General features: G+C 70.7%; 5 protein-coding genes. 1 reads left to right on the forward strand and 4 read right to left on the reverse strand.

The features are described from left to right. Nucleotides 1-50: 50 nt before the first annotated feature. Nucleotides 51-2,375 carry a diguanylate cyclase gene (locus VFL28_16915; protein ID HET7266350.1) on the forward strand — a complete coding sequence of 775 codons (2,325 nt, stop codon included), beginning with the start codon at nt 51-53 and terminating at the stop codon, nt 2,373-2,375. Here the strand turns inward: VFL28_16915 and VFL28_16920 are convergent. The 4 genes from VFL28_16920 to VFL28_16935 form a co-directional block, all read right to left on the reverse strand. Further along, nucleotides 2,338-2,697 carry an STAS domain-containing protein gene (locus VFL28_16920; protein HET7266351.1) on the reverse strand — a complete coding sequence of 120 codons (360 nt, stop codon included), beginning with the start codon at nt 2,695-2,697 and terminating at the stop codon, nt 2,338-2,340. The genes VFL28_16915 and VFL28_16920 overlap by 38 nt on opposite strands. Then, nucleotides 2,694-4,766 (reverse strand): SpoIIE family protein phosphatase, encoded by a 2,073-nt coding sequence (locus VFL28_16925; protein ID HET7266352.1) that lies wholly within the window; start codon nt 4,764-4,766, stop codon nt 2,694-2,696. The genes VFL28_16920 and VFL28_16925 overlap by 4 nt, the downstream gene beginning before the upstream one ends. Continuing rightward, a complete protein-coding gene (locus tag VFL28_16930; protein HET7266353.1) occupies nt 4,763-5,965 on the reverse strand; it encodes an ATP-binding protein in 1,203 nt (400 codons plus the stop codon). The genes VFL28_16925 and VFL28_16930 overlap by 4 nt, the downstream gene beginning before the upstream one ends. A gap of 92 nt (nt 5,966-6,057) precedes the next feature. Continuing rightward, nucleotides 6,058-6,581, reverse strand: a 524-nt coding sequence (locus VFL28_16935; protein HET7266354.1) for a PAS domain-containing protein, incomplete at its 5' end; no start/stop codon positions are given.

Consider the following 6,581-nt stretch of genomic DNA (forward strand, 5'->3'; position numbering starts at 1 on the left):
TGAAGTTTGAGAAGCATTCAGGCGCGACTCCGGGGGCAGATGGCGCCGGCGTGAGCCATTTTCTCAATCGGACCATCGTATACGGGGCCACCCGCTGGGGGACGCTTGTCGCGGCCGTGGTGCTCACGGCGCTGGCCGTGGCCGCGGAGCCGGCGCCGTTCCCCCTTCTGCTCGGGCTCTTTGCGCTCGCCAGCCTCGCGGCGGAATCTGGGAACCTCACCCTGCCCTACTCCGGCTCGGTCTCGTTCGGGACGGTCGCCACGCTACCGGCGATTGTATTCCTCGGCGGCGGCTACGCGGCCCTCTGCGGTGCCGCTGGTCAGCTGCTGATTCACCTGCGGCACCGGCGGCCTCTCGCGACTCTCATTTTCAACGGGAGCCAGCGCGCCGTCTCGATCGTCCTCGCAAGCGTCGCCTGGTTCTGGATCGCAACGGGCCGCGCCGCGTTTACGAACGCGGGCGCCGCATTTGCGCCGGAGCGCGTCATCCCGGCCGCGCTGGGGTGCGTGACGGTATACGCGCTCGCGACCCACGTGCTCGTGAGCTTCTACTCCGCAACGCGGCGCAAGGTGGCGGTCTGGACGGTGCTTGTCGGCAACGCGCCGACCCGCCTCGCCGCGACGGCCGCGCTTGGCTCAGTCGGCTTATTCGTCGCCATAATCGCGCGCGCGCTCCCGATCGCGCCCGACAATCTTCAGTACGTCCTGCTCCTGCCCGCGATCGCGGGCGTGACATTTCTCATCTACGACGGACGTCGCGAAACGAACCGGCAGCTCTTCCACCTCTACTCGGCCGTCACCGATCTCGTCCAAGCGATCGACCTCGATCAACTGCTGCAGCGGCTCGCGGGACAGCTCGATCGCATCGCCACTCCGGCCGGCCTATGGGTGGCGCTGCGCGATGGGCACAACCGCTTCGAGGTGGCCGTGTCGCGCGGCCTCGAAGCTCCGGTGGCGCAGCGCCTCGCCGACACGGTGATGCGCGACCTGTGGGGTCCCCGCCCCGACATCTCGGTGCGCCTCACGCGCATCGCCGACTACGCCCGCAACGCGCCGGAAGCGCTCGCGGTGTCCGGCGAGCCGCTGCGCAGCGTGATGCTCGCGCCGCTGGCGGCCGGGCCGGATCTCATCGGCGTCGTCGGGATGGTGCACCCGATCGCAGACTATTTCATCCCGGCGGAAGAGCGCGCAGTCGCAATGCTGGCCGCGGAGACCGCGTTCGTCGTCAACTATCTGCGGCTGTACCGCGAGTCTCAGCAGAACCTCGCGCGCGCGGAGGGACTGCAGACACGCAACGCCGAGCTGCTGCGTGATTCCCAGCGCCGTGCCCATCAACTCGTGCTGCTCAACCGGGCGTTCATGCGGGTCGCGGCGTCGCTCGCGGCGGACGAGGTGTTCTCCGCGCTCGTCGACGAGCTCCACTCCTCGCTCGGCTACCCGCGGGTCTCGCTGCGCCTGCTCGAGGGCGAGACCCTGCGCCTCGCCGCCGAGCGCGGCTACGCCGGAGCGGCCGAGCGCGTCCCCATCAGCCGCGGGATCACCGGCCGCGTCGCGCGCACCGGGCAGCCGGCGCTGGTTCTCGACGTCCGCCGGGATCCGGACTACGTGGCCTCCCACCCTATGGTTACGCAACTGGCGGGCGCGCCGATCACCCGGCGGGGCGCCGTCGCCGGGGTGATCACGATCGAGAGCGTGGAGCCCGTGCTGGCGTCCGCGGACCTCGAGCTGCTGACGACGCTGGCCGGCTACGCGACGCTCGCGATCGAGAACGCCCGGAACTACGAGGAGGCCCGGACGCTCGCGACGACCGACGGCCTGACCGGGCTGCCGAACCGCCGCATGCTGTGGGCGGCGTTCGAGCGCGAACTGGCCCGGTCGAGCCGGTACGACACCCCGCTCTCCGCGATCATGGTGGAGGTCGATCGCTTCAAGCTCTACAACGACACGCACGGCCATCTGCGCGGGGACGCGGCGCTGCAGGACGTGGCCCGGCTGCTCGTCCGGGAGCACCGCGCGAACATCGACGTCGTGGCGCGCTACGGCGGGGACGAGTTCGTGACGCTGCTGCCGCAGACCGGGAAGGCCGAGGCGGCGGCCGTGGCGGAGCGGATCCGCCGGGTCATCGGCGGCGCCGGCGTGGGAGGCCCGGCGGGAGGCGCCGCGCCCGGGACCCCTGCGCTCGTGACCGTCAGCCTCGGTGTAGCGACCTTTCCCGAAGACGGACGAACGATCGAAGCCCTGCTGCGGGCGGCGGACCGGTCGATGTACGAGGTGAAGGCCGCCGGCGGGGACGCCGTGGCCGTCGCGCCGGGTCGCGGCCGGTCCCGACCGTTGGCCGCTAGCGGCCCTCCCGCATCATCGCCAGCGACTGATTGACGCTCGTATCAAGCGGCACCACCGCGTCCACATGGGTCAGCAGTAGAATCCGGCGGATCAGGGACTTCTCCGGCATCGCCACACGGAACTTGAGATGCCGCATCTTCAGGCGCTCGGCGAGCTCGAGGATTAGCTGCACGCCGCGGCTGTCGAGGTAGGTCACGCCGCTCAGGTCGAGGATCAGGCCGGGCGCGGTGTTCGAGACCATCCCGAAGATTTGCGTGCGGACCTCGGCCGCGTTCGCAAGGTCGATCTCCCCGTCCAGCGCGGCGACGGGAATGCCCGCGTCCTCGATCATACGGACTTCCGCGGCAGTCGTCATACTCGAACCCCTCCCGGCTGGGCAACCCGTTTGCGCATCCGCACCTCGGTGCCGGCGGACGTCGCCTCGACTTCGACTTCTCCCATCAGCGCCTCTATCAGCTTCAGCCCGTGACCGCGGTACCGGCCGCGCGACGACCGCCACCGCCCGATGTCCCGGACGGTGGCCGTGAGCACGTTGCCGGCGAGCGAGACTTGGCATTCGAAGAGGCCGTCGGTCGGGCCGTACGCGTGCTCGATCGAGTTGGCGCAGGCCTCGTTGATCGCCGTCATGGCGTCGTAGGCCTCTTCCGCCGCGAGGTCGACCGATTTGAACCAGCGCCGCAGCGTCTGTCGCATCTGGGCCAGCGACGCGGGGACCGCGGGCAGCCGGATCTCGAGCCGCCCGGGGCTGAGCGGCGCGAGGCGCAGCGCGACGAGCGCGATGTCGTCCTCCGCCGTCCGGCCTTCGAGGGCCGCCGCGACCACCCGGTCGACCAGGTCGTCGACCGGAATCCCGTGGTCGCGGCGCAGCACCTCGGTGACGCGCTCGAACCCTTCGTCGATGCTCCGGCCGCGCACTTCGAGCAGGCCGTCCGTATAGACCATGACGGTCGACCGGGGCGGCAGGATGGCCCGTTGCTCCGTGTACGCGACCCCGCGCACGCCGAGGGGCGGGGCGCCCCCGTCGAGGCTGGTCACCCCGCCCGGCCCGACGACCAGCGGCGGCAGGTGCCCGAGGTTCAGATACCGTGCCTCCCGGCTCTCCGGGTCGATCACCAGGTAGACGAGCGTCGCCATCGTGCGGTCGTCGACGAGCCGGGTGAGACGTTCGGCGATCAGCGCCGGCGGGTTGCCCTCGAGGGCGTACGCGCGCAGGGCGTTGCGCAGTTGCCCCATCACGGCCGCCGCCCACACCCCTCGTCCCGCGACGTCGCCGATCACGAGACCGATGTGGCCGTTCGGAAGCGTCATGACGTCATACCAGTCGCCGCCGACAGCCTCGTGGTTGCCGGGCAGGTACCGCGCCGAGAGCGTGAGCCCCGGGATCTCCGGCAGGCGCTCCGGCAGCAGGCTGCGCTGCAACGTCTCGGCGGTGCCGCGGGCCCGCTCGTAGAGGAGCGTGTTCTCAAGCGCCACCGCCACCTGCAGCGCGAGCGCCTCGATCTGGACGCGTACCTCCGGCGAGAACGCGTGTCCCGCCCGCCGCGCGAGGACCATCGCGCCGAGCGGCTGTCCGAGCCGTCCGCGGACCCGCAGCGCGAAGAACGACGACCAGGGTCCGTCGCCGTTCACGGCCGCCTCGGCGAGCGGTTCAAAGGTCGCGTTCGGAAGATCGGCCGGGTTGCGCTCCGCGGCCCAGACGGCCGCGAAGATGCCGGCGATGTCTTCCCGCGGCACGCGGAGCCCGACCGCCTCGGGCGCGACCGCGACGGCCCAGCGCGCGGGATCGTTCGGTACCGCCGGACCGCCGTCGCCTCGGTAGAATCCGGCCGCCGCGACCGCGGCGCCGGCGAGACGGCAGGCCGCGTCGACGACGGACCGCAGCACCTCGTCGGCGCCGCGCGCGGCGTGAATCGCGGTGGCCACGTCGGTCAGCGCGCGCAGCTGCTGGACGGTCTGCCGAAGTTCGGTGGTGCGTTCGTGGACGGTTTCTTCGAGGCGCCCCGCGTGGCGCGCCAGCGCCTGCTGCTGGTCGGCGATCTGCCGCCGCAGCTGCCGCACCTGCACGGCGCGGCCGAGCGACGCGGTGAAGTACTCCCGATCGATCGGTTTCTGCACGTAGTCGTAGGCGCCGGCCCGCAGCGATCGGATCGCGAGGTCGTGCTCGCCGTGGCCGGTGATCAGGAGAACCGGCGTGTCGGGCCGCACCGCCCGGATGTGGGACAGCAGCGCGAGCCCGTCCATGCCCGGCATCTTGATATCGCTGACGATCGCGTCGTAGTCGACGGCGCCGATCTGTGCGAGCGCCGGGGCGGCCGAGGAGCACGTTTCCACGGCCACCCCGGGCATGCGCAGGCAAATCGTCTCGGGCAGCGCTTCGAGCAGCGCCGGATCGTCGTCGACGACGAGCACGCGGGGCCGCATCATGTGGCGGCGGCCTCGGGCACGGCCGTTTCCAGCAGCGGGAGCTGCAGGAGGAACGCCGCGCCGGGCTCGGTCCGGCGCACGAGGGCGATCGAACCTCCGTGGTCCTTCAAAATGCCGTATGTGATCGCGAGGCCGAGGCCGGTCCCCTTCCCCACGACCTTCGTGGTGAAGAACGGGTCGAAGATGCGTCGCTCGAGGCCGGCCGGGATGCCGGGTCCCGTGTCCCGCACCAGCACCTCGGCCCATCCCGGGCGCACGCTGCTGCGGATCTCGATCCGCCGCGGGCCGGGTACGCCGGCCGCATCCGGCACGACGTCCGCCAGTGCGTCGCGGGCGTTGGTGAGCAGGTTGATGAAGACCTGCTCGAGCTGGATCGGGCTGGCGGCGACCGTCGGATCCTCCGGCGCGAGGTCCAACACCACGTCGATGTCGCGCAGGCGCAGCTGTTCCTGCATCAGCGAGAGCGAGTGCCGCACCACGTCGTTGATCGCCACCGGCTCGCGACTGACCGGGGCGGTCCGTCCGAACGTCCGGAGGTGCGAGATGATCTCTGTCGCCTTGCGGACCTGGGCGGTCGCCTTGTCGAGGTCGCGCGTGATGCGCTCAAGGTCCACGTCCCGCGAGATGCCGACGATGCGGATCTGGTCGATCACGTTGCCGATGAACAGGCCGATGTTGTTGAGGGGGTTGTTGAGCTCGTGGGCGACGCCGGTGGTGAGCTCGCCGAGCGTGGCGAGCTTGCCGGCCTGCACGAGCTGCTCCTGCTTGTCGCGCAGATCCTGCTCGCGGCGCTGCATCTCCATCGTCATCTCGTGCAGGTCGCCCATGATGTGGATCATGGCGCTCCGTGCCTGGCCGAGCCGGAGGTTGGAACGGTGCGAGTCCTGGAGGATGTGCAGCAGCGCGCGCCGCGAGTTGTCGAGGCGCTCGGTCTGCTGGGCGAGGCGGCGGCGGTCCTGCTCGTAGTCGACCAGAATGTGCAGCATCGCTTTGCGCTGGTCGCCGAGCCGGCGGTTCACGTCGTGGAGGTCGGCCATGATGTGCAGCATCGCACGGCGCTGCTCGTCGCGCTGGCGCAGGCGCCCTTCCAGGTCGGCGATCCGTTCGAGGAGGCGCGCGTGCTCCGCCGCGGATAGCGCCGGCGGCGTCCCGTCCGGCGGAGGACCTCCGGCCGCTCCTGGGCCTGCGGTGCGGGCCAAAGATGCCCCTCCTGCCTGCCAGGAGGCTTTGCCGTTGCCCCCCGGGACGGCGGGCGCGGCCGATTGTGGCGCTGCCGGGCGGGCGTCCACCCCTACTGCTGCGTCTCGCCCCGCAGCCGCTCCACTTCGCTCTGCCACCGCTCCACCTCTTTTTCGAGCGCGATCATCTTGATCTCGCGGCCGACGACGACCTCTTCGAACTTCTCGAGCTCGAGGATCTTCTCTTGGAGCTCGAGCTTCGACTTTTCGAGGTCGCGGACAACGCGCTCATAGGCGCGCATGTCACGAAGGATGCCGATCACGCCGATCGCTTTGCCGTCCGAGTCGCGGAGCGCGGACGCGTTGAGGCTCGTCGGGATGACTTCGCCGGTGGCGGCACGCGGGTTGAGGCGGACGTTCCGCGTCACGCCGCGCTCGACGACCTCGCGGACCGCCGCGAGGAACTCGCGCGTTTCCTGAGGGGAGATGAACCGGGAGAGCGACTGCTCGATCACCTCGTCTCGGCGGAAGCCGAGCACTTCGGACACCGCGTCGTTGGTGTGCAGGATCTTGCCTTCGAGGTCGGAGACGAACACCGGGTCCGGGGCGTTCTTGATCAGGCTTTCCGCGTAGGCGC

It is taken from the genome of bacterium (assembly GCA_035691305.1).
In the GTDB taxonomy this organism is placed as follows: domain Bacteria; phylum Sysuimicrobiota; class Sysuimicrobiia; order Sysuimicrobiales; family Segetimicrobiaceae; genus DASSJF01.

What these genes read in the sequence shown, in the direction of transcription:
- VFL28_16925 (HET7266352.1), bottom strand. Translation starts at nt 4,766, where the DNA reads ATGATGCGGCCCCGCGTGCTCGTCGTCGACGACGATCCGGCGCTGCTC.
- VFL28_16920 (HET7266351.1), bottom strand. Translation starts at nt 2,697, where the DNA reads ATGACGACTGCCGCGGAAGTCCGTATGATCGAGGACGCGGGCATTCCC.